This window comes from Nonomuraea sp. 3-1Str (assembly GCF_031570565.1).
Classification (GTDB): domain Bacteria; phylum Actinomycetota; class Actinomycetes; order Streptosporangiales; family Streptosporangiaceae; genus Nonomuraea.
Window position 1 is genome coordinate 101,781 of the sequence record NZ_JALHBK010000003.1, and the last position, 24,028, is coordinate 125,808.

At 73.4% G+C, this 24,028-nt stretch carries 20 protein-coding genes; 4 read left to right on the plus strand and 16 right to left on the minus strand.

Annotation, left to right across the window (positions count from 1 at the left end; translation table 11 throughout):
- Positions 1-19 precede the first annotated feature (19 nt).
- Positions 20-1,459, plus strand: coding sequence for a DNA-3-methyladenine glycosylase 2 family protein (locus MTP10_RS07290; protein WP_310708250.1), 1,440 nt, complete (start codon positions 20-22; stop codon positions 1,457-1,459).
- The gene (locus MTP10_RS07295; protein ID WP_310708251.1) at positions 1,456-1,962 is read left to right on the plus strand and encodes a methylated-DNA--[protein]-cysteine S-methyltransferase; all 507 of its coding nucleotides are present in this window, start codon (positions 1,456-1,458) and stop codon (positions 1,960-1,962) included. Before MTP10_RS07290 ends, MTP10_RS07295 begins: the two co-directional genes overlap by 4 nt.
- Here the strand turns inward: MTP10_RS07295 and MTP10_RS07300 are convergent.
- A complete protein-coding gene (locus MTP10_RS07300) occupies positions 1,902-3,107 on the minus strand; it encodes an MFS transporter (RefSeq protein WP_310708252.1) in 1,206 nt (401 codons plus the stop codon). The two genes, MTP10_RS07295 and MTP10_RS07300, sit on opposite strands and share 61 nt — an antisense overlap.
- Before the next feature lie 89 nt (positions 3,108-3,196).
- On the opposite strand from MTP10_RS07300, the gene MTP10_RS07305 reads away from it, so the two are divergent.
- Positions 3,197-3,628: a MarR family transcriptional regulator gene (locus MTP10_RS07305; RefSeq protein WP_310708253.1), complete on the plus strand. Its 432-nt coding sequence runs from the start codon at positions 3,197-3,199 to the stop codon at positions 3,626-3,628.
- A gap of 84 nt (positions 3,629-3,712) precedes the next feature.
- Here MTP10_RS07305 and MTP10_RS07310 read toward each other — a convergent pair whose 3' ends face one another.
- The 13 genes from MTP10_RS07310 to MTP10_RS07370 form a co-directional block, all read right to left on the minus strand.
- Positions 3,713-4,696 (minus strand): hypothetical protein, encoded by a 984-nt coding sequence (locus MTP10_RS07310; protein WP_310708254.1) that lies wholly within the window; start codon positions 4,694-4,696, stop codon positions 3,713-3,715.
- On the minus strand, positions 4,693-5,391 hold the full coding sequence (locus MTP10_RS07315) for a hypothetical protein (RefSeq protein WP_310708255.1): 699 nt from the start codon (positions 5,389-5,391) through the stop codon (positions 4,693-4,695). Before MTP10_RS07315 ends, MTP10_RS07310 begins: the two co-directional genes overlap by 4 nt.
- Positions 5,392-5,486: 95 nt before the next feature.
- Positions 5,487-8,153 (minus strand): BTAD domain-containing putative transcriptional regulator, encoded by a 2,667-nt coding sequence (locus MTP10_RS07320; RefSeq protein ID WP_310708256.1) that lies wholly within the window; start codon positions 8,151-8,153, stop codon positions 5,487-5,489.
- Positions 8,154-9,082: 929 nt separating this feature from the next.
- Positions 9,083-9,211 carry a hypothetical protein gene (locus tag MTP10_RS07325; RefSeq protein WP_310708257.1) on the minus strand — a complete coding sequence of 43 codons (129 nt, stop codon included), beginning with the start codon at positions 9,209-9,211 and terminating at the stop codon, positions 9,083-9,085.
- 1 nt (position 9,212) lies between these two features.
- Positions 9,213-9,476 (minus strand): pilus assembly protein TadG-related protein, encoded by a 264-nt coding sequence (locus MTP10_RS07330; RefSeq protein WP_310708258.1) that lies wholly within the window; start codon positions 9,474-9,476, stop codon positions 9,213-9,215.
- Between the two features lie 77 nt (positions 9,477-9,553).
- Positions 9,554-9,922, minus strand: a complete 369-nt coding sequence (locus tag MTP10_RS07335; RefSeq protein WP_310708259.1) for a TadE/TadG family type IV pilus assembly protein — start codon at positions 9,920-9,922, stop codon at positions 9,554-9,556.
- A gap of 59 nt (positions 9,923-9,981) precedes the next feature.
- On the minus strand, positions 9,982-10,374 hold the full coding sequence (locus MTP10_RS07340) for a TadE/TadG family type IV pilus assembly protein (protein WP_310708260.1): 393 nt from the start codon (positions 10,372-10,374) through the stop codon (positions 9,982-9,984).
- 71 nt (positions 10,375-10,445) lie between these two features.
- A complete protein-coding gene (locus tag MTP10_RS07345) occupies positions 10,446-10,670 on the minus strand; it encodes a hypothetical protein (protein ID WP_310708261.1) in 225 nt (74 codons plus the stop codon).
- Positions 10,670-11,590, minus strand: a complete 921-nt coding sequence (locus MTP10_RS07350; protein ID WP_310708262.1) for a type II secretion system protein — start codon at positions 11,588-11,590, stop codon at positions 10,670-10,672. Before MTP10_RS07350 ends, MTP10_RS07345 begins: the two co-directional genes overlap by 1 nt.
- Positions 11,591-11,637: 47 nt before the next feature.
- Positions 11,638-12,480: a type II secretion system F family protein gene (locus MTP10_RS07355; RefSeq protein ID WP_310708263.1), complete on the minus strand. Its 843-nt coding sequence runs from the start codon at positions 12,478-12,480 to the stop codon at positions 11,638-11,640.
- Positions 12,480-13,775: an ATPase, T2SS/T4P/T4SS family gene (locus MTP10_RS07360; protein WP_310708264.1), complete on the minus strand. Its 1,296-nt coding sequence runs from the start codon at positions 13,773-13,775 to the stop codon at positions 12,480-12,482. The genes MTP10_RS07355 and MTP10_RS07360 overlap by 1 nt, the downstream gene beginning before the upstream one ends.
- Positions 13,772-14,488: a hypothetical protein gene (locus MTP10_RS07365; RefSeq protein WP_310708265.1), complete on the minus strand. Its 717-nt coding sequence runs from the start codon at positions 14,486-14,488 to the stop codon at positions 13,772-13,774. The genes MTP10_RS07360 and MTP10_RS07365 overlap by 4 nt, the downstream gene beginning before the upstream one ends.
- 1 nt (position 14,489) lies before the next feature.
- Positions 14,490-15,155: a hypothetical protein gene (locus MTP10_RS07370; RefSeq protein WP_310708266.1), complete on the minus strand. Its 666-nt coding sequence runs from the start codon at positions 15,153-15,155 to the stop codon at positions 14,490-14,492.
- Between the two features lie 569 nt (positions 15,156-15,724).
- Here MTP10_RS07370 and MTP10_RS07375 point away from each other — a divergent pair.
- The gene (locus MTP10_RS07375) at positions 15,725-22,012 is read left to right on the plus strand and encodes an FtsK/SpoIIIE domain-containing protein (RefSeq protein ID WP_310708267.1); all 6,288 of its coding nucleotides are present in this window, start codon (positions 15,725-15,727) and stop codon (positions 22,010-22,012) included.
- 268 nt (positions 22,013-22,280) lie between these two features.
- Here the strand turns inward: MTP10_RS07375 and MTP10_RS07380 are convergent, their stop codons facing one another.
- Complete coding sequence (locus MTP10_RS07380; RefSeq protein ID WP_310708268.1) at positions 22,281-23,657, minus strand: hypothetical protein; 1,377 nt, start codon at positions 23,655-23,657, stop codon at positions 22,281-22,283.
- On the minus strand, positions 23,657-23,953 hold the full coding sequence (locus MTP10_RS07385) for a hypothetical protein (RefSeq protein ID WP_310708269.1): 297 nt from the start codon (positions 23,951-23,953) through the stop codon (positions 23,657-23,659). Before MTP10_RS07385 ends, MTP10_RS07380 begins: the two co-directional genes overlap by 1 nt.
- Positions 23,954-24,028: the final 75 nt, after the last annotated feature.

The window sequence follows — 24,028 nt, forward strand, 5'->3', positions numbered from 1 at the left end:
AGCGCATAACGTCGGAGGCATGTCACCACTGGAGCTCGACTTCGAGTCCTGCTACCGGGCGGTCTCCTCCAGGGACGCCCGGTTCGACGGGCGTTTCTACACGGCGGTGACGACCACGCGCATCTACTGCCGCCCGATCTGCCCGGCACGCACCCCCTCGTCCAGGAACGTGCGCTTCTACCGGCACGCCGCCTCGGCCGAGGCCGCCGGCTTCCGGCCGTGCAAGAGGTGCCGGCCCGAGCTGTCGCCCGGCGACCCCGGCTGGGACGTGCGCGGCGACCTCGTCGGGCGGGCGCTGCGCCTGATCGACGACGGGGCGGCCGACGAGCGCGGCGTCGCCGGGCTGGCGGGGCGGCTGCACATCACCGAGCGCCACCTGCACCGGCTGTTCGTCGCCGAGCTGGGCGTGGGGCCGCTGGCCGTGGCCAGGACCAAGCGGCTGCTGCTGGCCAAGCAGCTCCTCACGGAGACGGCCCTGCCCGTCACGGACGTGGGGTTCGCCGCCGGGTTCGGCAGCGTGCGGCAGTTCAACGCCGCCATGCGGGAGACGTACGGCTTCACGCCGAGCGAGCTGCGCGCCACGGCCGGCGGTCCGGCGCGGGCCGCCGGGGCACAGGCGCCCCGCGTGGGGGCGCCGTTGCGGCTGCGGCTGCACCGGCGCGAGCCGTACGACGTGGAGGGGGTCTTCGCCTTTCTCGCCGCCCGCGCGATCCCGGGGCTGGAGGTGGCGACCACCGCCTCCTACAGCCGGGCCGTGCCGGGGGGCGTCATCACGCTCACGCCGCTGCCGGGGCACATCGCCCTGGACGTGGCGGTGGACGACACACGGCAGCTCGCCCGGCTCGTGGCCCGCTGCCGACGCCTGCTGGACCTCGACGCGGACCCCGGCGCGATCGCCGAGGCGCTCGGGCAGACCTCGCTGCGTCCCCTGGTGGAGGCGCGGCCGGGGCTGCGCGTGCCGGGGACGTTCGACGGGTTCGAGCTGGCGGTGCGAGCCGTGGTGGGGCAGCAGATCTCCGTCGCCGGCGCCCGCACCCTGCTGGGCCGGATCGTCGCCCGCGCGGGCCGCCCGGCCGCGGGCGCGGACGCCACGACGCCGGCGCTGCTGTTCCCCTCGCCCGAGCAGATGCTGGAGGCCGACCTCCAGCAACTCGGGCTGACCGGACGCCGCGTCCTCACCCTCAAGGAGCTGGCCGCGCGGGTGGCGGACGGCCGGCTCGACCTCGACGGCGGCCAGGAGCCCGCCGAGGCCGTCGAGGCGCTGCTCGACGTGCCCGGCATCGGCCCGTGGACCGCCAGCTACATCGCGCTGCGGGCGCTCCGCGACCCCGACGCGTGGCCCACCGGCGACCTGGTGCTGACCAAGCGCATGGCCGCCCTGGGCATCACCGACGACCACATCGAGCGGTGGCGGCCCTGGCGGGCCTACGCCGCCCTGCATCTCTGGAGCTCATCATGATCGACACTATGGTCCTGCCCACCCCGATCGCCCCCCTCTCCCTGCTCGTACGGCAGGGCGTGCTGATCGCGGGCGGGTTCACCGGCGAGCCCGGCGAGCTGTTCGCCCGGCTGTCGCCGGAGCTGCGGGCCGAGGGCATGTCCGTCGCCGCCGACCTGGGCCCGGTGACCCAGGCGGTCCGCGACTACTTCGACGGCGACCTCGACGCGCTCGACGCGATCCCGGTCCAGCAGCCGGGCAGCGAGACCCGCAGGCGCCTCCACCAGGCGCTTCGGGAGGTCCGGGCCGGCACCACGGTGTCGTACGCCGAGCTGGCCGAGCGGGCGGGGCTGCCGAGGACGGCGGCGCGCGCGGCGGGCTCGGCCTGCTCGCAGAACCTCATCGCGCCGTTCGTGCCGTGCCACCGGGTGCTGCCCAGCACCGGCGGCTACGGCGGCTCCCTCTACGGCGTGCCGGTCAAGGAGTGGCTGCTGACGCACGAGTCCACCGGCCGCCCCGCCTGATCGCGGGTGCGCAGGGCGTGGAATCCCGCCAGGCCCGCCACCGCCAGCCCGGCGACCCCGAGCAGCGCGGCGGTCCAGGCGGGAGCCACGTACCCGAGGCCGGCCTCGATCGTGAGGCCGGCCGCGAACGAGCCGATGGCGTTGCCCACGTTGAAGGCGCCGATGTTGGCGGCCGAGGCCAGCGTGGGCGCGCCCGCCGCGGCGTCCAGCACGCGGGTCTGCAGCGGCGGCACCGTGGCGAACCCCGCCAGGCCGAACAGCGTGATCACCACCATGAAGGCGATCTGGTTCCGCGCGACCAGCGCGAGCGCCACGGCCAGCACCGTGAGCAGCGCGACCGAGCCGTAGATGGCCGGCATGACCGCCCGGTCGGCGAGCCGGCCGCCGACGAGGTTGCCCACGACGAGCCCCACGCCGAACAGCGCCATCACCACAGGGACGGCCCCGGCGGAGAACCCGCCCACACCGGTCATCATGGGCGCCACGAAGGTGATGACGGCGAACACCGGCGCGAACCCGAACACGGTCATCGCCAGCGCCAGCCACACGCCGCCCGAGCGGAACGTGGCCAGCTCCCGCAGCACGCCGCCCTCCGGACGCGGCCGGCGCGGCACCAGGGCCAGCACGCCGGCGAGCCCGGCCACGCCGATCGCGACCACCAGCCAGAACGTGGCACGCCAGCCGAACCCCTGGCCGATCCAGGTGCCGAGCGGCACGCCGGCCACGTTCGCCAGGGTCAGGCCGGTGAACATGAGCGCGATGGCGCTGGCCCGCTTCTGCGGCGCGACGAGCTCCGCGGCCACCACGGAGCCGACGCCGAAGTAGGCGCCGTGCGCGAAGGCGGCCAGCACACGGCCGATCATGAGCACGCCGTACGAGGGCGCGAGCGCCGAGAGCAGGTTCCCGGCGATGAACAGCACCATCAGTGCCAGCAGCATGGTCTTGCGCGGCAGCCGCCCGCCGAGCATGGTCAGGGGCGGCCCGCCGACCGCCACGCCCAGGGCGTATCCCGAGACGAGCAGCCCGGCGGTGGGGATCGTGACACCGAAGTCCGTCGCCAGGTCGGGCAGCAGCCCGTTGGTGATGAACTCCGTGGTGCCGATGCCGAAGGCGCTGATCGCGAGGGCGAACAGGGCGAGAGGCATAGAATACTCCTCAGACGACGTTAGTAAGCGTAGACATTATTTGCACACGCCGACTAACTCACCATACAACGATGCCTGGAGGGTGTCACATGCCGCTGCCCGACGACGCCGCGGAGGCCCGCGCCCAGGGCTGGCGCCGGCTCGCCGCGCTGCACGCGCGGATCGAGGACAGGCTGGAGAGAGCCCTGCAGAAGGAGCACGAGCTGAGCGTGAGCGAGTACACCGTGCTCGACGCGCTCGGCAGGCAGGACGGCTGGCACATGCGCATGCAGCAGCTCGCCCGCGCGGTCGTGCTCAGCCAGAGCGCCACGACCAGGCTCGTCACCCGCTTGGAGAACCGCGGCCTGCTCCACCGCTACCTGTGCGAGGACGACCGGCGCGGCATCTACTCCGAGGTGACGCCCGAGGGCCGCGCGCTGCTCGCCGCCGCCGAGCCCACGCACGACGCCGTGCTCAAGGAGGTGCTGGCGGAGGCGGCCGAGGTACCGGAGCTGGCCCCCCTGGCCGCCGTCATCGCCTGACCGCCGCCGGGCTTTCCCGAGGCTTCCTCCCGTGCCGTCGTGCTGCTGGGGCGTTCACTCCGTGCCGTCGTCCTGCTGGCGCGTTCACCCCGTGCCGTCGTCGCGTACGCTGCTCTGCACCTCGCCGACCGGCACATCCCGGGTGGCGCTCATCCGGACGGGCTGGTACTGCACCTGCACCCCCGGGTCGGCCACCTCCACCGGCCACACCGTCGTCACCGTCAGCTGGTACACCTCGCGCGGCTGGTCGATCGACGCGCGCAGGTAGCTCACCCCGCAGGTGTACGTGCCGCCCTTCGTGTACGGCTTGCCGGCCGGACCGCAGTCGGCCGACACCTTCGCCCGGTCGTCGCCGGTGCCCGGGTCGATGTCGATGCTCTTCAGCGTGGCCACCACGGTCGCGCTCATGATGCCGGGCAGCGTCGCCGTGGCCGTCCGCCTCGTCTCGCCGGCGTCGTCCAGCCAGACCCAGGTCGGCAGGTTCACGAAGCTCTTGGCGTCGGGGTTCAGCCGGATCCTGGGCTCGGGCACGGTCAGCGCGGCCCGGGCGATGTCGGTCAGCTCGCGGATCGTGATGCCCTGGGGCGGCGTGGTGTTCGGCGGCACGAAGACGAACATCTCCAGCCCGGTCCAGCACGAGATGCCCCGCGGATCGCTCTCGCTGTAGGCGGGCGTCCACCAGCGGCCCGGCTTGCCGACCTTGTCCTTGAACTGCTCAAGGAAGCGCAGGAAGCTCTCCTCGTCGGCCTTGATCCGGGCGAAGTGGTCGGGCGAGCTCTCCTGCTGCTTCAGCATCTCCTCCGGCGTGGGGCCCGGCTCGTACCAGCAGGGGCTGGTCAGGCGGTAGCCGTCACGATTGCCGCCCTTGACGCCGTTGCCGCTGATGATGATGCGCGAGCCCTTGAGGGTCAGGACGCTGGTGTTGTTGTTCTGGGTCGCCTCGGCGGAGACTCCGCCCAGGTCCTTCGGCGGCTTGCCCCGCACACCCGCGCCCTGGACGCCCGCACCCTGGACGCCCGCGGCGGTCACCATCAGGCTCGCCACCAGCAGAGGGATCAGCGGCTTCATCGGTCACACCCTTTCTCGCCGGCGACGAACGTCCGGATGCGCCACGTACCGTCGTCGTAGCGGTGCGCGGCCACGCCCTGCACGTACGGGGCGCGCGTCCAGGCGGGCTGCTCGGCGACCGCCTTGCCGGTGCGCGTGGACACCAGGCGCACCCCCGTCTCGTCGAAGCACGCGTTGACCTGCGCGCCCTTGCCCATGACGGACTGGACCCGCAGGTTGTACACGCGGGCGACGCCACGCAGGCTCCGCTCCCGGTCGGCGAACGCGTCCACCCACCGGCCCGCCACGCCCACGGCGTCGTACTCCAGGTTGTCGAGGTAGCCGTCGTCACCGGTGACCACGGCCCGCCGGGTGTCCACGTAGTAGTCGGCGACCAGCCGCACCAGCGGGTCGGCGTCGGGCGGCCACTCGATGCGGACCCGCAGCGCGTCACCGATCCGCACGGTCTGGGTGCCTTGGGGGATCGCCGACTTCGCCGTCGCCGGCCGCCCCGTGCTCCCGTCCGGGACGGATGGCGTGGTGGCGTCCGAGGACGCGGTCCCGGTCGGCGGCGCGCTCACGTCGGTCGGCGGCGCGCTCGTGGCGGGCGCCGGGGCGCCCCCCGGCGTGTACGGCCGCGCACTCTGCCCCCCACCCCCGGCCGCCGCCACGCTCCCGGCCACCACCAGCACCACAACCCAGCCGGCCCGCCTCATACGGCCGATCCCGCCGACTCCCGCACCCCACCGGCCCCTTCCGGAGCCCCGCGCACCTTCGGCTCCCGCAGGCCGCCGTACCCATCGCGTTGATCTCATGCCGTCGACTCCCTCACCACGTGGATGCGCCAGGCGGGCAGCAGCTCGTCGATCAGCGCCTCGGTCTCCGGCGCCAGCCCGCCCGTGTAGGAGTGCGCCCCCGATCTCCGGGTCAGCGCGTCGACCACCGCGCGCAGCCGGACGAAGTCGCGGGTCGCGTGCGTCGCGCGCAGCAGGTCGCGCCACAGCCCCTCGTCGTCGGCCGCCAGCAGCAACGCCGCCCGTACGGCCGCCCCCGCGGACTCCGGCTCGCCGTGCGCGAGCCGCAGCTCGCACAGCCGGTGGGCCGCGTCCGCCACCGCCGCCGTGACGTCGTACTCCAGGTCGTCGGCCGCCAGCCACGCGTACCGGCCGGACGGCCGCCCGCTCAGCAGCGGCCCGCGAACCAGCCCCAGCGCCCGTTCGAGCAGCACGGCGCGCGCCGCCGGATCCCGGTGCGACCGGCGCACCAGCTCCCGGAACAACGCCCAGTCCGTGCGCACGCCCGGGCCGAGACTCAGCCGGCCCGCCTCGTCCACCCGCAGGTGCTCCTCGCCGAGCCAGCCCGCGACCCGGGCGATCGTGGCGTCGCGCACCATGCCCTGCACGCCGCGCGGCCACAGCACACCCCCGAGGACGACCGGGTGAACACCGCCGGGATGCGTGGCCAGGTACACCAGCATCTCCGCGGCCAGCGCCATCCGGCCCTCCTCCAGCGGGTCGAGGCCGACGATCTCGATCGGGCCGAGCATCCTTACCTCCACCTCGGCGGGCCGCAGGTCCTCCAGCGGCTCGGCCTCGGCGATCGGCTCGCCGTCGTACCGGCCGGCCGTACGGAACAGCTCGACGAGCGCCTGGTAGTGGCGGCGCGGCAGGAGCTGGGCGGTCACCTCGAAGCCCAGCTCGGCGATCCGCGCCTTGCCCTCGGAGGTGATCTCCAGGGTCCAGGTGGCGTGCGGCACGTCGCCGGTCACCACGTAGCCGGCGGTGTCGTTGCGGGCCAGCAGCGCCAGCCGGCGGGCCTCCTCCTGGGTGGGGGTGACGGCCGACAGCAGGTAGTGGGCGTCGCGCGGGCGGCCCGTGATCCGCCCGGTCAGCACCTCCTGGCGCGGCGCGGCGGCCGCCTCCAGCTCCGGCAGCACCTCGGCCAGGCTGCCCACCGCCCGCACCCGTTCCGGGGCGATGGCGGTCAGCTCCTGGCCGAACCCGACCAGCGTGATGCTCATGCGGTCGGACCAGCGGTTGGTGGCCAGCTCGACGGCCAGCGCGGCGAGCGCGGCGGTGGTCTGCGGGCCACGGATGTTGATCAGGCCCTGGGCGGCCTCCAGGTCCACGAGTACCCGGCCGCCCGCGTCGGTGCCGAGCGACACCAGCCCCGGGTACGGCGCTCCGCCGGGGCCTCCGCCCGCACCGGCGGCGTCCCAGCGCTCGGCCAGCAGGCGGCCCTCGTGGGCCGGCAGCCGCCACACCTGGCCGCCGTCCTGCACGGTCCAGGGTGCGGGCGCGTCGCCGTCCGGCGGGTGGATCCACAGGTCGAGGGTGCGCGCGGACAGGTGCGCCGCGTACACGGTCGGCGGCGTGCGGCCCTGCGCGGCGAGCTCGGCGCCCAGCACCCGCAGGCCGATGTCGAGCAGGCGCGTGCCGGGGGCGTCGGCGCCGATCCGCAGCGCCACCTCGGCGCTGGCGGCGTCGCCACGCGGGCGCGCGATCCGGCGGCCGAACGCGCGCCGCCACAGCTGCTCGCGCCGCCGCCGGCCGAGCAGCGCCAGCAGGCCCGCGGCGGCCAGCGAGGCCCCGGCCAGGTAGTCGACGAGATCCAGCCCCTGCCCCTGCTCCTGCTCCTCCTGCCGCTCGGCGCCCTGCTGATGCGGGGTTCGCTGCTCGGGGCTGTGGTTCTCGGGGCTCTGGTGCCTGGCCTCCTGGCGGACCTCGTCGGCGACGCGGCCCGGCGTGACGGTCGCCCGGCCGGGGTGCTCGCGCAGGGTCTGCGCCCGCGCCTGCTCGGCGGGGACGACGTGGGCGTGGCGGGCGTCGTCGGGCATGTCGAGGACCCAGCCAGGCCTGATCAGGTCGGCCATGCGCAGGCGGGCGCCGTCGGGCTGCTCCTTGTGCTGGTTCAGCTCGAAGATCTCGGGATAGCGACGGCCGTCGCCGAGGCACTTCTCGGCGATCTCCCACAGGCTCTCGTGGTGGCGGCCGTGCGGCGGCTGCACCACGTACACCTTCTTCGCCCGGTGCTGGACCGTGTGCGGCGTCTCGGCCGGCTGCTCGGCGACGGGCGCGGTGAACGCGACGGCCGCCACCACCGGCGCGGCGGGCGGAGTCATGCCGAGGCGCGCGATCGGCACGGCCACGGCCCCAGCGGTGAACAGCAGCAGCACCGCCGAGACGAGCCGGTTGGCCAGCGCCTGGGTGCCGCCGGAGAACGGGACGCGGGCGGGCATGCCGACCCTGCGCACCCCCGCGTACACCTCCACCATGACGCACGCCACGAGCTGCAACCAGGCGAGCCACACCAGCAGGAGGAGCACGGCGACGATCGTGGACGGCCCGACGCTGCTGGTGAGAAGGTCGAGGTCGAGCAGCTCGGGCGCGATGGGCGGTCCGGCGAACCTCAGCAGCGCGTACGGCACACCGCCGACGAGCCCGACCAGGACGACGAGCGCGCCCAGCCCGGCGACCACGTCACCGGGCCCCCGCCGCGCCGCGACCCGCGCATGCCCAGGCCCTGCTCCGGCCGCACGCCTCTGCCCGGCTTCCCGAGCGATCGGCCGACCGGCCGCCCGCGTCCCCTCCCGCCCGGCCCCGGAATCCCAGCCATCGCCCCGACCTCCATCTTCACGCCGGGAATCCCAGGCACCTCCACGGCCGCCGTCACGTGCCCGCCCAGCCTCATGCTGTGAGTCCCACGCACTCGCGCGACCAGCATCTCGTCCCTGCCCAGCATCCCGTCCCTGTCCAGCGTCACGCCCGGACTCCCACGCGCCTCCGCGACCGCCGTCGCGCCTGGATTCACGGCCCCGGGGTTCGTCGGACCGTTCGCGCCCGCGACTCTGCCACGCCCCCCGGACCCGCTCCTGCGCGGACTCCCGCATCGGTTCCCGCGCGGATCCGCGGCCCCGCTCGCGCCCGTACCGCGGCAGCCGTTCCTCCTCGGTCGCCGGCCGCGCCCCGGGCCGCCGCGGCACCCCGTCGCCGGCCCCTCGGTCCTGCCGCGCAGCCGGTTCCTTCGACCCCGGCCCACTCGAGTCCGCGCCGGACCGGTCACGCCCTGAGAGCTCCTGTTCGGAACGGTCCTTTCCGGATCGTGCGTCCCCCTGGCTCCCGGCACGCCAGTCACCCGAGAACACGGACGGCCGGGGAGCCTGCCACGGCCCGGCCGCCGGCCGACCACTCGCAGGCGGAACCGACGAACCGGGCGGAACCGACGAACCAGGCGGGACCGGCGAACCAGGCGGGACCGGGGGGACCGGCCGGCCGGGGAGGCGTGGCCGGTCGCCGGAGGGCTCGCGCCTTGGCGGTGGCTCTGGCGTCGGCATCGCCTCTCCTTTCTCACATCAAGCGTGGGTGCTCATCGCCCCCACATCCATCGACTGACGGGAATCGGTCTGGCTCATCTGGCCTCTGGGCCGGCCGACGCCTCCCCTCGCATCTCGCCGCCCTGGAACCCGAGCGCGCCGAGGAAGAACGCCTGCCAGGCGACGTTGACGCCGACCGTCACCACGGCCTGGTCCCCGCCCACCTCACAGGAGGCGGCGCCCACCCCGTCGCCCCCCCTGCGCGGTGATCAGCTCCTGGGCGCGGGCGCAGACCTCACCCTGGTCGAGCAGCCTGGTCTCGCCGGTCTCGCGCAGATGGTCGATGTCGATCTTGTCGGCGCCGGCGCGGGCGGCCTGCTCGGCGATGTCGGCGGCCCGGAGCCGCGCGTTGATGGCCGCGCCGCCGTCGACCAGCAGCCCCGCCAGCATGAACACCACCACGGAGAACAGCACGGTGAACACCGACATGGACCCGCGTTCCCGGCGCCGTGTCATCCCCTGCGGCCACGGACGGACCCGCGGCCCCTGGCCGGGGTGACGCGCGCTCACTCCACTCTCCTGAGCTGCTCCAGCGGGACCACCGCGGTCCCCGTCATGTCGTGGGTCGCTCCGAAGCCGAGGAATCCGAGGTCGAGCTCGCACGTGACCTCGGCCGTGGCCTGTCCCCCAGCCCGGAAATCAGACTTGTCGAGGGAGACCGACGGCTTCCCGCAGCTGCCCTGGAGCGCGGCGGTGGTGGCCTGCTCGGCCGCCTGTCCCGCCGCGTCGAGATCGCGCTGGACGGAGGCGGCGCGGGCCGCGTCGCGGGCGGCGCCGTTGACCTCGCCCTGCGCCTCCACCACCCGCCCCGCCCCGGCCAGGAACATGAGGAAAAGCAGGAAGACCGGCGCGAGCATGACGGTCTCCACCGCCATCGACCCACGCTCTCCCCGCCCACGCCTGCCGCGCCCGTGCGCGCTCACCCGGTTCGTGGTCATTGGCAGTCGTCGCCCCCGTTGTCGGGCCGGAAGCACTCCACCGGACCGCCCGACGTGGCGGTGATCGTGAACGTGAGCTGCGGCAGCAGCGGTATGACCTGTACGGCGCTGCCCGTCACGGTGACCCACCGCTGGTCGGGTTCGCGTTCGGAGGTCGTGGCCGTGGCGCCGGCCAGCAGGCGCGGCCCGATGGCGCGCACCACGTCCGTGGCCTTCGCCGTGGCCGCCGTCTCCCAGTCACCCGAGTCGAACGGCGCCGAGCGCGCCACCCGGGCGCCCTCGCGAGCCGCCGCCTCTGCCACCTGCCGGCCGTGGAACCAGAGCGCCACCTGCACGATGAGCAGGACGACGGCGAGCACGACCGGCATCAGCAGCGCCAGCTCGATCACGGTGGCGCCACGCTCACCCCGGGGTCGTTCCCGGGAACGCGGGCGAGGGAGGAGCCGGGGGGAGGCGGCGATCATTGGTTGCCGCTGTCCCCGCCGCCGAAGCTGGTCTGGATGTCGTTCTGCTTCTGCTCCACGAGCGTCTTGATGAGCGTGGCCAGGCCGAGCGCGACGCCGGCGATGATCGCGGTGATGATCACCCATTCGACGGCCGAGGCGCCGCGGCTGGGCGCGGTCCGGGCGCGGTGGATGCGCACGCCGAGGTACGCGCGCAGGTAGACGATCCAGGGATGGTTCATCAGGACCCCAACATCTTCATAGCGGCCGGAAAACTGAGAAAGATCACGAACCCGGCGCAGAGCAGGAGCTGCGCCACGAGCATCGACTGGGAGCGCTCGCCGGCCCGGCCCTCGATCTCGGCCAGTTCGCGGCGGCGCAGCGTGGCGGCCCGGGCCGTCAGCGAGGCGCGTACCTTGGCCCCGTCGTCGGCGACGAGTCCCAGCGCGGCGGACAGGTCGCGCAGCTCGTCGACGTTGATCTCCTCGCCGAGCTGGCCGAGCGCCTGCCACGGGGTGATGCCGACGATCCGGGCGCCGCTCAGCGCGTCGCGGATGCGTGACATGGCCCAGTTGGGCTGGTCGCCGCTGATGCTGACCGCCATCATGAGCGCCTCGGGCACGCCGCGCCCGCCCGCGAGGTTCATCGAGACGAGGTCGAGGAACGCGCCCACGACGTGCCGGAAGTCGCGCCGTTTGGCCGCCGCGTCCCGCTTGACCTGGAGGTCGGGCAGGAAGAAGAACACCGCGGCCATCGCCAGAGCCGCCCAGAACGGGATCGTCAGTGACGCGCCCCAGCCCATGAGGAACAACCACGCGAGCAGTACGGGAAACGCGAGCAGCCCCGCCGCGGCGAGCAACGCCTTGGTGGCCAGGTAGCCCTCGAACGACCGCCCCACCAGCGCCAGGTCGGCCTTGGTGGAGCGGACCTCCCAGCCGCGCGCGCCGTACACCTGTGCGAGCCGGACGCCGAGACCGCGCCGGAAGGCGCTGACCTCCTCCTCGGCCGTCACGAGCTGGATGCGCGGCGCGCCCGCGTCCTCCTGCACGGCCTCGATCGCGAGCAGCCGCGCCACCAGGCCGGGCCGGGCCGGGAACAGCGCCCGTACCAGCAGGAACAGCCCGAGGCCGAGCACGCCGCCCGCGAGCACCCCCTCAACCACGGCCGCCTCCCCGGACGCCGGGCGCCTGGACCGTCGTGGTCAGGCCGTCAGCCATGGCCACCTCCGACGAGCAGTCGCGTGGGTTTGTCGAAACGCGCCAGCCGCCGCATCCAGGCGAAGCCGGCGCCGAACAGCCCGGCCACGACCACCAGCACCGCCTGGCCGAGCAGGCTGCCGTACTCGCTGACGTACGACGGGTTGAAGACGACCAGCAGCCCCGCGAACACCAGCGCCGTGATCACCACGATCTGCACGCTGCGGCGGGTGGATCGGCGTTCGGCCTCCACGCGACGGCGCATGTCGAGCTCCTCGCGGGCCGACACGGCCAGGGCGCCCAGCACGTCGCGCAGGCCGGGGCCGCGCAGCCGGGAGTTGAGGATGAGCGCCGCCACGACCAGGTCGGCGGAGGGGTCGTCGAGCTCGTCGGCGAAGAGGGCGAGCGCCTCGGGCAGGGCCATCCTGGTGTGCAGGCGGTCGATGAGGGCACGCAGGTGCGGTCTGAGCGTGGGCGCCGCGGCCCTGATGGAGGCCGGGATGGCCTGTTCGAGACCGGCCGCGCCGGCGATGGTGTCGCGCAGCGACTCGGTCCAGGCGGCCAGCCCTTCGAGGCGATGCATCGCGGCGCGCTCCTCGGCGGCGCCGCCGGACAGGCCGCGCCAGGAGAACACCAGCAGCACCGCGCCCGCGGCGAACACCGGCCAGCGGGTCACCGCGAGCACGACGGCCGCGGCCACGGCGGCGATCGCGGTGCGGGTGGTCAGCATCCTGACGAGCTCGCGCTTCGGCCGGGCCGGGCGGGGGCGCATGCCGTACAGGGAGAGGAAGAGCAGGTAGAGGCCGCCGCCGGCGGCGGCGCCCGGGAGCAGGGCGAGCGGGTCGAGGCCGGTCATCACCACACCCCCGGGGTGTAGCCGTGGGCGATGAGCTCCTGCAGGCAGGAGACGGGGGCGTGCGGCAGGGCGGCGCCGTCCGGACCGGGCACGAACACCTCGCTGGACAGCACGCGCCCGTCGCAGCCGTTGACCTCGCGGATGCTGGAGACGTAACGGCGCAGGGTGCCGCCCCGCTGGTAGTCGTTGCGTTTCTCCACGAACACCACGAAGTCGATGGCTCCGGCGATGAGCATGTGGGTGGCGTCGATGGGCAGGCGCTCCCCGGCCTGGAGGGCGTAGGTGGCGATGCGGTTGAACACCTCCATGCTGGAGTTGGCGTGGATGGTGGACAGGGAGCCGTCGTTGCCCTGGGTCATCGCGTTGAGCATGGTGACGATCTCGTCGCCGAGGACCTCGCCGACGATCACGCGGCTGGGGTTCATGCGCAGGGAGCGGCGGACGAGCTCGGCCATGGTGATCTCGCCCTGGCCCTCGGAGTTGGGCAGCCGCTGCTCGAAGGCCACCACGTTGGGGTGCAGCTCGGGGAACTGGTCGAGGCCGAGCTCCAGGGCGCGTTCGACGGTGATGAGGCGCTCCGTGGGCGGGATCTCGTTGGCCAGGGCGCGCAGCAGGGTCGTCTTGCCGGCGTTGGTGGAGCCGGCGATCATGATGTTCTTGCGGGCGGTGACGGCGGCCGTGAGGAACCTGCCGATCTCCGGGCTGATGGTGCCGTTGCCGACCAGGTCGCTGAGGAACACCTTGCCCAGGCGGGCGCGGCGGATCGACACGGCCGGCCTGAGTGTGACGTCCATGACAGCGCTCAACCGGGAGCCGTCGGGCAGGCGCAGGTCCAGCTGGGGGTTCGCGGTGTCGAACGGCCTGCTCGACAGGCCGGAGTAGGCGGCCAGGATCTGGATCAGCTCGATGAGCTCGTCGTCGGACTCGGCGACCGGCTCCTGCATGAGCTCCTGGCCGTCGGCGTAGCTGACGAAGACGCGGTCGCAGCCGTTGATGTCGATGTTCTCGACGTCGGGGTCGTCGAGCAGCGGCTGGAGGCGGCCGACGCCGAACAGCGCGGCGTGTATGCCCGCCGCCAGGGCCTCCTCCTCCTCGACGGTGGGCGGGGTGCGGCCGAGGCCGATCTCGCTGCGGGCGTGCTCCTCCAGCACCTGGGAGATGAGGGCGCGGGCGAACTGGCGCTCGTCCTCGCCGGTCATCGGGGTCAGGCCGTTGGCCTGGTCGAGTCGGCGTTGGTGGGCCAGCCGGTCGCCGACGTCCTGCCGGAACCGCTTGACGAGGGTGTGGTCGATCACGGCCGGCTCACCAGCCGTCCCGCGAGGTCGCGTGCCGTACGGATGAGCAGAGAGCGGTCGAGGCGGCCGCCCCACTGGCCGCGCAGCAGCTCGGCGCCCTTGGGGTCGTGGGCGAGGCCGTGCACGAACGCCACGCTCGGGCCGACGATGCGGCGCACGTCCTCGATCGAGGATCGGTAGTTGCGCGGGTCGGCGATCACGACCACGCCGTGGGCCTTGGTGACGGTCAGGCGTTCGCGCAGGTGGGCGACGTGGTCGAGGGTGGCCCTGGTGAGCAGCAGCACGGTCTCCGCCTCGGCGAGCAGGTCCCCGAGCTGGGGATGGCCCCCCAGGCGGCCGCAGTCGGCGATCACGTCGGCCTCGGGTATGGCGGCCAGCGCCCGGCCCAGCGGTCCCCAGAGCCAGGTGAGGCCGGCGGCCTGCTCGCCGTGGGTGAGCCCGGCCAGGACGTCCAGGCCGCCGACGATCTTCTGGGTGTGCTGGTGGATCTGCGCGGGCTCCAGGCCGCGCCGCGCGCCGGCGGCGAGGGTGAGCAGGCCCTTGCCGGGGTTGAGCACGCCGCCGTCGGACGCGGGGAGCCGGTAGGCGATGTCGCCGCCCGCCGGGTCGCACTCGGCCAGCAGTACGGGCCTGGGCCAGACGGCGGCCAGGGCCGTCGAGGCGGTGGTGACTCCGGGCGCGCCCTTGTCGGCGGCCAGCACGATGAGCGCCACGTCAGCGCGCTCCCGGCAGCTCGGCCACCGCGATCTCGCCGCTGGAGGCGTAACGGAGGATCTCCGGCGAGGCCGTGGCGTCGACGATGACGGTGATCAAACCGGTTCCGCCGGTCCTGCCGGGGGCGCCGACGCTGAAGACGAGCGCCTTCTCGGCGAGCACCTGGCTCTCCGTCTGGCTGGTCCGGGCCGGGACGTGGACGACCTGCACCCGGTCGCCCTTCTGTAGCCCGGCCGGCGCCTGGCCGGACTTGAGCGCGAGACCCACCTTGGCCTTGCCCGGGACCAGCTCCGAGCTGGCCCTGACGCCCATGCCGTTGGTGAGCAGCGTGCCGGGCAGGATCGTCACCGCGGCGAAGCTGTCGAGGACCTGCTGCCGCTGTGACCAGCTCACGTAGTCGAGGCCGCTGTCGGCGATCTGCACCTCTTCGAGCGCCTCCGCCGTGAACTGCTGGCCCGCGCCGAGCTGCTGGGTGACGCGGATGGCGGAGATCCGGTCGCCGCTGCGCATGACGAGCAGCGTCGTCGCGAGCGCCCCGCCCAGGATCAGGAGCACCGCGAGGGCGGCCAGCGCAGGCTTCCGCTCGCGTGGAGGGACGGGCAGCTTGCGCGAGGCCGGGCCGGACAACCCCGCCGTGTTGACGGCGGGCTTTTCGCTGGTCCTCATGGGTGGGGGGCTCCCATTAAGTGGAATTGTGGAATTCACGCCATTATGTGCAGCCCGGCCTCGGGGTGGGGCGGGAATGCGAGGAACCATGCTCGTTTCGCAGGTGGGAAGCTGTCAACTCGACGTATTCGATACTCATTGTTTCTACCGAGTTGACGGCATTGCCTTTTTGGAGCTATGTGTCACGACTGTCACATGGGTCCCGTTATGCACGAGCCTTTATGCCACTTCTCAGCGGGCCGGGTGGTGGGCGGCCTGTCACCGGTGCGGGCGGCCGCTGGGCGGATCGCCTCTCGGCCACCGCTCGTGGCATGATCGAGCGGCGCACACGGGCATGGCCCCGGCGAAAAATACGCATCACCCGGCAAGCCGGATAACTGCCCGAAAACCCCCAATAGGACAGAACCCGAATCCCTCGCAACAGAAAACCCGGCGTGTCGTCCACAGGCCATATTCCGAACCACGCGTTATCCACAGCCGGCCGCTTCCATGCCATTGGCGTCAACCCGGAAGCCTAATCTCGCTGCGGGCGCTACCTTGGCGCCGAGATCCGACCGAGGAGACGGCACATGCGGATCATGCTCACCGTGCTCGGCGAACGGGGCGACCGTGACATCGTTCTGGAAGGCGACGACGAGGCCACTGTCGGCGCGGTGAGCGAGGCGCTCGACGGGCGGCAGCCGCTCGCGCAGGTCGTCCGTCTGCCCCGCTCGCGAGCCCCGTACGGCCTCCCCGGCGCGGAGCCTCAGGAAGCGTCTCGCCCGTCATGGGGGCCGGGGCATCCGGCCGAGCCCGGCGGCACGCTGTGGCGCAACGGGCGTGCCCTGGACCCCCGGGCTCCCGCCAGGGCCGTGCTGCGCGACGGCGACAAGGTGACGCTCGAACCGCGCCTGGCGCGGCTGACGATCATCGAGGAGCCCGGCGGGGTGGCCGAGGTCCGCGTGGTGGGCGGACCGGCCGCCGGTGCCGTGCACCGGCTGGGCCTGGGCGTCCACGTCATCGGCTCCGATCCCATGTGCGCGCTCGCCGTGGCCGACCCGGCGCTCGCGCCCGAGGCCGTCGTCCTGCGCGTCACGCCCGGCGCGATCACGGCCGAGCCGATCCGCCGCGCCGCCCCCGGCCAGGCTCCCCGGCCCAAGCTCAAGGGCCGATGGGCCGACGAGGTCGCCGAGATGACCGCGCGGGTGGCGGAGCGGGAGGCCGCGGCGGCTGATCCCGGGTCGTGGCAGCCGCCCGAGCTCGACGGCCGCCCGCTGGCCGGTCCGGCCGACTGGCCTGAGCACGCGGTGCTGACATGCGGGTCCTCCGTGTTCGCGCTGACGGCGATCGAGCCTCAGGACGCACACCTCGATCCCCGGCCCGAGGGTGGCGTCGCCTACAACCGGCCGCCACGGCTGCGCCGCACCGACGGCGAGCGCGCGTTCGAGCGGCCCGCGGAGCCGCGCCGGGCGGAGGGCATGCGGCTGCAGCTGCTCGCCGCGTTCCTGCCTGCCGTCCTCGGCTGCACGCTGGCGTACGTCCTGCACCAGTGGTACTTCCTGCTCATGGCCCTGATGACCCCCGTCATCATGATCGGCCAGTGGTGGAGCGACCGGCGGCACGGCCGCAAACAGCATCGCAAGGCGCTCAAGGAGTTCCAGCAGCGGCTCAGGGAGTACGAAGAGGTCGTGGAGCGGGCCAGGGCCCGCGACGAGGTGACGCGCAGGTCCGACGCGCCCGACCCGGCCGAGGTGCTGCTCACGGCGACGGGCCCGCGCCGGCGGCTGTGGGAGCGGCGCGTCCACGACCCCGACGCGCTCCGTCTGCGGATCGGCCTGGCCGATCTGCCCGCCGACCTCGACCTCACCGAGGAGCAGGGCGGCCCGATCGACCCGCCCATCTGCCGCGCCGTGCCCGTGGCGCTGGCCATGCGCCGGCTCGGCGTCGCCGGCATCACCGGACCCCGCGACGCGGCGACGGGCCTGGCCGGATGGCTGGTCGGCCAGGCCGCGACCCTGCACAGTCCGCGTGACCTGGCGATCGTGGTGCTGTCCGCCCGGGCCGACGGCGAGCGCCGCTGGGGGTGGGTGCGCTGGCTCCCCCACTGCGCGCCCCGCGGCGGCGAGGACTGCGTGGCCCTGGTCGGCACCGACCCGGAGTCCGCCGCCCGGCGCGTCACCGAGCTGGCCACCCTCATCGACGAGCGGCAGAACGCCACGGCCCCCGAGCTGGGCAAGATCCCCACCGGCTGGGGCGACGCCGGCGGCTCGGAGAAGCCGGTCTTCTCCACCTACGACGAGCGTCCGTACGACGTGCTGGTCCTGCTCGACGGCGCCCAGGCCCTGCGCGGCCTGCCCGGCATGCCGCAGGTCCTGCGCCAGGGCCCGCGGGCCGGCGTCTACACCCTGGCCATCGACGAGGACCAGCGGCTGCTCCCCGAGGAGTGCGCGACGGCGGCCGCGTGCGGCACCGACGGGTACGTCCGGCTGCGAGGTGGGGGCCTCGACGTCATCGGGCCGGTTCTGGCCGACCTCGTGTCGCTGATCTGGTGCGATCGGCTCGCCCGCGCCCTGTCCCCCATCCGCGACGTGAGCAGGGACGACCCGTCGGGCAACCTGCCCAGCGCGGCGCGCCTGCTTGATCTGCTCGGCCTCGCCAAGCCCACCGGCCAGGCGGTGGCCGCCCGATGGCGCGGGCGCGGCTCCACCAAGGCGACGATCGGCATCGGGCCGGACGGGCCGTTCGCGGTCGACCTCGCCCTCGACGGTCCCCACGGGCTCATCGCCGGCACCACGGGTGCGGGCAAGTCGGAGCTGCTGCAGACCCTGATCTGCTCGCTCGCCGTGGTCAACCGCCCCGACCAGCTGACGTTCGTGCTCATCGACTACAAGGGCGGGGCCGCGTTCAAGGAGTGCGTACGGCTGCCGCACACCGTCGGCATGGTCAGCGACCTCGACGGCCACCTGACGCAGCGGGCGCTCGACTCGCTGGCGGCGGAGCTCAGGCGGCGCGAGCGCCTGCTCCTCGCCGCCGGGGCCAAGGACATCGAGGACTACACCGGCGATCCGCTGCCGCGGCTGGTGCTGATCATCGACGAGTTCGCGGCGCTGGTGGCGGAGCTGCCCGACTTCGTCACCGGCCTGGTCGACATCGCGCGCAGGGGCCGCTCGCTGGGCATCCATCTGATCCTCGCCACCCAGCGCCCCGCCGGCGTGGTGACGGCCGACATCCAGGCCAACACCTCCCTTCGGATCGCACTCCGGGTCACGGAGCCGATGGAGTCGTCGGACATCATCGACATGCCGGACGCGGCACACATCTCGAAGACGACTCCCGGGCGCTGTTACGTCAAGTCGGGCGCGAGCGCGGCGACGGCCGTGCAGACGGCCAGAGTGGGCGGCCGGAGCCCCCTGCCCCGCCCTCGCCGGCCCCGCCACCTCCTCTCGGCCCCGTCACCCGGCCTTCTCCCGGACCCGACAGCGGATGACGATCATCCAATCCCCGGTGTCCAGCCGGAGAGCGGGACGCGGGCCGAGCCCCAGGCCCCCCACACCCGGCGAGGCCCCGCCTCCGCCCCCCACTCCCCCGGCACCACGAGCTCGCAGCCCTCTCACGCCAGCCCGGACGCCGGTGGACAACCGAACACCCGCTCCCCCCACCCGCGACCCGACGGCCGCCCCTACGACGCCACCGGCTCACCGACGAGTGCCACCCCCACCAACCCCCCACCGGTCAGACCGCACACCGACGGCCGCCACCACGCCCCGTACACCACCCGCACCCCAGACGACCGCCACCATCCCCCCCACACCACCCGAACTCCAGACGACCGCCGCCATGCCCCCCACACCTCACAGAGCCCAGACGGTCGCCCCACCGGCGCAGACGCCGTGCCGACCACTGACGGCTACGGCAGCGGACCACACCCCCTGCCGGACGACTTCGGAGGCGGCATGCCGAAGGGCTCGTCGGCCGCCGGTGGCCCGGCAGACCCGCACGCTCACACGGCTCTGCCCGGCTCCAGCCGGACAGGCGGCGCGGCCCCCGGCACAAGCGGAGCAGGCAGCACTCCGACCGGCACATTCGGCGCAGGCGGTGCTCCGACCAGCACGCCCGCCTCAGGCAGCGCTTCTCACGACCCAACAGCACCAGGCGGCGCATCTCACGGCCTGACGCGACCCGGCGATGCGTCTCGCGGTGCAAGCGGGTCGGGCGGCCCCTCGCCGGGTGACCGGTTCCCGGGCCTGGCCTCGCTGCCCCGTACCGACGGCTTGTCCGTGCGCCGTGGAAAGGCACCCGCTTCAGGAGGCCGCCCGCCCAGAACCGAGAGCTCGCCACCAGACCGGAGCGGCAGCGGCATCCCCGGTTCCCCGCCCCCGCCACTGACTTCCGCGCCTGGGCGGACACCTCCCCATCAGGACCCCGACTACCTCGGCGCCCCTGTTTTCCCCTACGACGGCGGTTCGGCCTTCCCGCACGACCCCCGTTCCGGGGACGACATGCCCCCGCTCTCCCCTCGCCACCCGCTTGCGCCCGACGACGGCTTCCCGGGAGAGCTGGTGTCATCTGGCGACCCCGCTTCGGCTGGAGTGGCCGGCCGTCTCCCCGGTGAAGGTCTCGGGCGGGACGGACTCCATGAGATCTTGAACATTCTCGGCCCCGCCGACCGGGGAGGACCGGCGAGGGGCGGCGACGGCTTCGGGCCCGATGGCACGGGCGGTGGCTCCGTGGTCGATGGCACGGGCGGTGGGTCCGTGGTCGATGGCGGTGGCGGCGGGTTCGGGGCTGCCGACGATGGCCGAGGGAGCATACGGGTCGTCAACGTGGACTGGCGGTCGCTCGGCAAACCCTTGCCCGCGCCTCCGGAGCCTCCGGAGGAGTCGACCGTCACCGACCTGTCCATCCTGGCCGACGCCGTTGTGGAGGCCACCCGGCTGACCGGGGTCCGTCGACAGCCGAGCCCGTGGCTGGAGCCCCTGCCGACACACCTGGTCCTCGACCAGGTCCACCCCATGACCGGCCGTGCGGCACCGTACACCGGACTGAGTCCTCTGCCCGGCTCTCCGGAGACGGACACAGGACAGAGACCCCTGACCGGCCCCCCGCAGACGCACACGGGACGGAAACCTCTGACCGGCCGTGCGGATGCGGAAGCCGGTTCGTACCGGTCCGGTGTGACGGAGGTGGAGCCGATCGCGTTTGGTGTGGTGGACCGGCCGTGGGCGCAGGACCGCCGGGCCCTCGCGCTCGACCTGCGTCAGGGCGGCCATCTGCTCATCGCGGGCTCTCCGCGCACCGGCCGCTCCACCGCGCTCCGGACGATCGCGGGTGCCATCGCCGCCCAGGCGTCTCCGTCCGACGTCCACGTGCACGCGATCGACTGCGGCTCCGGCGCGCTGCTGCCCTTGATGGCGATGCCGCATTGCGGTGCGGTGGTGACACGCGACCAGCTCGACCGCGTCGAACGTCTTCTCGGCCGCCTCCGCGCCGAGGTGGGCCGCCGGCAGCAGTTGCTCGCGGAGGCCGGGCATGCCTCCCTGGCGGAGTTCCGGCTGGCGGGTCATCGTCTTCCGTGGCTGGTGTTCATGCTGGATCGCTGGGAGGGGTTCGTCGCCGCGTTCGAGAGCTATGACTACGGGCGGCTGATCGACGCGGTCCTGCAACTGCTGCGGGAAGGGTCGGCGGTCGGCCTGCGAGCGGTCGTGACGGGTGACCGGTCCTGCCTCATGGGGCAGGTGTCCACGGTGTTCGACGACCGCCTGATCCTGCGGCTCGCCGATCCAGCCGACTACGGGCTGGCCGGGCTGCCGCTCAAGGGGTTGCCGTCGTCCATGCCGCCCGGACGGACCCTGTCGATCGGCGAGCACGGCATCGTCGAAAGCCAGATCGCTCTCCTGACGGCCGACGCCTCGGGCCCGGCTCAGGTGGGAGCCCTGCAGGATCTCGCGCGAGCGGTGTCGGCCGGTGTTCAAGACTCGCCGGAAGCGATGACACTCCACGACCTGCGGCCGGCGAGACCTGGCCAACCGGCGGTACCTGGCCAACCGGGGGCGGGACACGGTCAGCCTGGGAGCGTTGATGGGTTGTCCGGGACGGTCGAGCCGTCGGACGACGGAGGCAGACGCCGCCTGCGGAACGCTGGGCAGGCCGCGTTCGCCCGAGGTGCGTGGCTGTGGGAGGGAGAGCCGCCGCTACGGGTCGACGCGCTCCCCATGCGCATCACCGCCGGCGAGGCCGAAGCCCTCGATCCCGGCTTCAGTCCCCCGTCTCCGCTGTGGGCCCTCGTCGGTGCGGGCGGCGACGCGCTGGCGCCGCTCGGCATCGACCTGTACGCGCAGGGACCGGGCGCGGTGATCGCCGGCCCCTCCCGCTCGGGCCGTTCCTCGGTGCTGGTGACCGCCGCTCACTCGCTCATCGCGTACGGCACACCGGTGGTCGCGATCGCGCCCAGGCGCAGCCCGTTGCGCGACCTGCGGGGCGCCGTGGCGGTCTTGGACGGCAACGCCACCGATCTCCAGGAGCTACTGGCCGAGCACGAGGAGTACGTGGTCCTCGTGGACGACGCGGAGCTGATCAGCCCGGACGGGCCGCTGGGCATGGCGCTGGAGGAGGTGTTGCGGTCCGGACGCGACGGGGATCACGGGCTGATCATCGCGGGATCCACCGGTGATCTGACACAGGCCTACCGGGGGTTCGTGGCGGAGACACGCAAGTCGAGGACCGGGGTGTTGTTGTCGGTGCAGAGTCCGGCGGATGGGGACCTGCTGTCGGTACGGCTGCCGCGTGGCGCCGTAGGAGGGCCGCCAGGGCGAGGGCTTCTCGTCACGATGGGGACCATGACCCCCATCCAGGCAGCCCTCCCGGAGGGGGAGGTGTAAGGCAAGGCACCCGCGCAGGAGCGCCCGTTGACGGCCGCGTGGTCACACCGGCCACCGCCGGGACGGCCGCGTGGTCACACCGGCCACCGCCGGCACACACCCCGGGACACACCACCCCAGGGCACACCACCCCGCGGACCAACCAACCCCGGGGCACACCACCCCGCGGACCTACCACCCCCGGGGCACACCACCCCGGGGACCTAGCGCCCCCGGCACACCACCCCGCGGTCGTCGCTGGAGTGACCCGCCGCTGGACGGCGGACGGTCATGCCTGGTCGTGGCGGAGGGTGTGGCCGGTGGTGTCGTCGGCAGGACCTCCCCATACGTCGTCGACCTCGTGCAGCCAGGTCCCCGCCCCGTCGTTGCTCTCCTCGGGTTGGTGTCCGCTCCCATGCATAGGCGGGTACATCGGCATGCCCGATCCGGCGGCGTCGCCGGCCCTGACACCGGGTGAGAGAAGGCCGGCGTAGCGGCCGTCTCCCGCTCCCGTCGATGCTCCTGGCACCACGGTCGGGGTTGCGAGGCTGCGGATCTCCGCCGGGGACTGGACGTTGGCCGGGGTGTACGGGGTGGCGTTCGGGCTGGTGGGCGTGTCGAACTTGGGCTGCTGGAAGTCCGCGAGCGAGGTGTCGCGCGAGCCCGGGGTGGACGAGCCCGGGTCCTTGCCGGCATCGGCGTTGGGGTCGGGCACCTGCGGCTGCGGCGGCAGGTTCGGTTGGTTCGCGTCAGGGGTGCTCCCGACGGGACTGTTGGGCGTGGTCTGAGGTGGGGTGGCCGGGGTCGGGGACGGGGTGACCCCGCCCGGGTCCTGGACACCCGCCCCGCCGGGACCGCCGGCGCCGACGCCGCCCGGGCCGCCGTCCTGGCCGGAGCCGGGCACCGTGGGGCTGCCGGCAGTGGGCCCTCCGACGCCGGACGGAGAGACCGCGCCAGGGATGGGGCCGACCCCGGCGCCATTAGGGCTGCCCCCTCCGGCGGTCGGGTCGAAGCCGGCGGGGTAGGTGCCGCCGTTCGGGCCGCCGGGCCCTTTGAGGGGATCCGGCTTCCCGAGGCCGAGGTCGGTGGCCGTGCTGGCGTCGATCTTCGGCAGTGTCCTGCTGACGTCGGGGGGAAGCAGGTTGTACCACGTCTCAAGGTCGTGGTTGAGCCTTTGGAGATGCTTCGTGGCGACATCGTTGGCGGAGGCGAACCAACTGGTCCCGCCACCCGAGCCGTTGTCGTACCAGAGGAATTTCATGCCTTGGATGGGGGTCGCGTGGCCCCCCCACCCGTCCCAGCCGCCGGAGTCGCCGTATTTCGGCAGGACGTCACGCCCCAACGACTCCAGGGGGCGGCCCATCATGTTGAAGCGGCCCGACACCTGGTCGATCGACTCGTGCAGGGATTTGAGGGCGAGCTGGGCCTCGACCGAGGCCTTGTCCCCCCAGACGTCCGCCATGCGACGCGCCGCGTCCTCGATCCGCTGCAAGCACGTGGCCAGCACCGATCCCGCGTTGACGTAGGTGTTGCCTGCCTTCTCGATTTCGGGGGCGGCGTCGCGCAGGGCCTTGGAGATCCGCTCCACCTTGTCGGCGGGCTGGGTGCCGTGCACGTAGAAGTCCGCCTTGGCCCGGACCGGGAAGGTCTTCTTGTCGTACTCCATCAGATGCTCGCCGTAAGCCCGGTGTTGCTGGTCTCGACTTCCTTCTGCACGCCCGCGCCGGCGTAGATCAGCTCGATGGCCGTCGCGTACTTCTCGATGATCTCTTGGTAGACGAGACCGAAATACTGCTGGCCGTTCTGGAGCGTCTCGATGAACGCCGCGCCGGGCGCGTAGTCCGGATCAACCATCAAGGTCATCGGGAGGGCATGCTTCGCGAAATCCGTCGGCGTCCCGGCGCCCGTGCCGAGCATTCGCTTCAGGTCGGCTTCCAGGTCTTTCGCGATGCCCTCGAGCACCTTGGCCTCAAATGTGACCTCGTCTGGCTTGGGCTCCAAGCCCGGCCACGGCCTCTGGGGCCCCTCGCCCGGTGG

Excerpts from the sequence above, each read along its gene's own strand:
- MTP10_RS07290 (WP_310708250.1), top strand. The coding sequence starts at position 20 with ATGTCACCACTGGAGCTCGACTTCGAGTCCTGCTACCGGGCGGTCTCC.
- MTP10_RS07295 (WP_310708251.1), top strand. The coding sequence starts at position 1,456 with ATGATCGACACTATGGTCCTGCCCACCCCGATCGCCCCCCTCTCCCTG.
- MTP10_RS07300 (WP_310708252.1), bottom strand. The coding sequence starts at position 3,107 with ATGCCTCTCGCCCTGTTCGCCCTCGCGATCAGCGCCTTCGGCATCGGC.
- MTP10_RS07305 (WP_310708253.1), top strand. The coding sequence starts at position 3,197 with ATGCCGCTGCCCGACGACGCCGCGGAGGCCCGCGCCCAGGGCTGGCGC.
- MTP10_RS07310 (WP_310708254.1), bottom strand. The coding sequence starts at position 4,696 with ATGAAGCCGCTGATCCCTCTGCTGGTGGCGAGCCTGATGGTGACCGCC.
- MTP10_RS07315 (WP_310708255.1), bottom strand. The coding sequence starts at position 5,391 with ATGAGGCGGGCCGGCTGGGTTGTGGTGCTGGTGGTGGCCGGGAGCGTG.
- MTP10_RS07330 (WP_310708258.1), bottom strand. The coding sequence starts at position 9,476 with ATGTCGGTGTTCACCGTGCTGTTCTCCGTGGTGGTGTTCATGCTGGCG.
- MTP10_RS07335 (WP_310708259.1), bottom strand. The coding sequence starts at position 9,922 with ATGGCGGTGGAGACCGTCATGCTCGCGCCGGTCTTCCTGCTTTTCCTC.
- MTP10_RS07345 (WP_310708261.1), bottom strand. The coding sequence starts at position 10,670 with ATGAACCATCCCTGGATCGTCTACCTGCGCGCGTACCTCGGCGTGCGC.
- MTP10_RS07355 (WP_310708263.1), bottom strand. The coding sequence starts at position 12,480 with ATGACCGGCCTCGACCCGCTCGCCCTGCTCCCGGGCGCCGCCGCCGGC.
- MTP10_RS07370 (WP_310708266.1), bottom strand. The coding sequence starts at position 15,155 with ATGAGGACCAGCGAAAAGCCCGCCGTCAACACGGCGGGGTTGTCCGGC.
- MTP10_RS07375 (WP_310708267.1), top strand. The coding sequence starts at position 15,725 with ATGCGGATCATGCTCACCGTGCTCGGCGAACGGGGCGACCGTGACATC.
- MTP10_RS07380 (WP_310708268.1), bottom strand. The coding sequence starts at position 23,657 with ATGGAGTACGACAAGAAGACCTTCCCGGTCCGGGCCAAGGCGGACTTC.